At 49.1% G+C, this 1,088-nt stretch carries 2 pseudogenes; both read left to right on the top strand.

The window, feature by feature from the left end:
• Positions 1-749, top strand: a pseudogene (locus B7L68_RS08410) (amino acid permease); the annotation flags it as partial.
• Between the two features lie 64 nt (positions 750-813).
• A pseudogene (locus B7L68_RS08910) lies at positions 814-1,088 on the top strand (microtubule-binding protein); the annotation flags it as partial.

Raw genomic sequence — 1,088 nt, 5'->3', positions numbered from 1 at the left:
GGAACGCCCTACAATGGAACCTACCAATTTCATTCATCATAGCCCTACTACTCACAACCTTGAGCTTCGCCGCCCTTTATGATGCCTTGGGCTTCAGGTTCACCATGGCTGCATTATCGAATAGCCAGTTGAATGGTGTAATCAACTACTGGACAGTGGCAATGGCAGCATCAGGAAACCCAATAATAAAATGGATAATAGCAATAGGATCAGTAACATGGTACCTGGCCCTTCTGGCTTATGGAGCCATAGTTGCGGTTAGGTATTGGTTTGCGCTCGCCTTTGATAGGGTTTGGCCAAGCCTCCTCACCCACCTAAGCCCTAGGTTTGGTTCACCCATCTACGCCCACTTAATTGACCTAGCCGTAACCGTGACCTTAATCACCCTGGCCGGTGTATTCTACGGAACATTCACGGCACTCTACGGTGCAACCATGGGTGCCTTAATGTACTTCATGGCCGTGGGCATTGGCGCCGTACTAATAGGTGTGGGTAAGCGCCTAAGCATGGGCAGAGGTCTAAGGGCCACGTTGACCGTGTCCGGTGCCTTAACGACGGCTGTGATGGCTTACCTGACTTACCAGTTCCTGGCATACCCATCAATATGGGGTGGGAACTGGCTAGCATACGGTGTGGTTGCCGGTGCTGTGGTTCTCGGTATTGTTGCCTACACGGTATCACGCATAGTTAACATTAGGAGGTACGGCATAGACATAGCCATAACATACACCGAAATACCACCGGAGTAGCGGTTAAAGTTAATTGCCACGAGGGGTAAAGGTTTATATTAAAGGTGGGCGTGGTTAACTTGTAATGAGCTCTATTGACTGGGATAAGCTTGAGGAGGTTGTGGAGAGGGCTGTGCGTAAGGCTAGGTCTGAGGAGCTTAAGGAAATGGCGGAAGCCGTTAAGGCCCTAGCTGAGTACATGAGGACCGGGTTCCAGGAGATCCTAAAGAGACTGGATGAGCACGATAAGAGACTAGGCGAAATAACGGAAATACTAAGGAGACATGAGGAAATACTAAAGAGGCATGAGGAAATATTGAGTGACCATGGAAAAACTCTTAATGAGTTGGTTAAGGCCGT

The sequence above is a fragment of the Thermoproteus sp. CP80 genome (genome assembly GCF_002077075.2).
Lineage (GTDB): Archaea > Thermoproteota > Thermoprotei > Thermoproteales > Thermoproteaceae > Thermoproteus.
The sequence above is the reverse complement of the archived record's forward strand: the minus strand, read 5'-3'. Positions and strand labels throughout refer to the sequence as shown.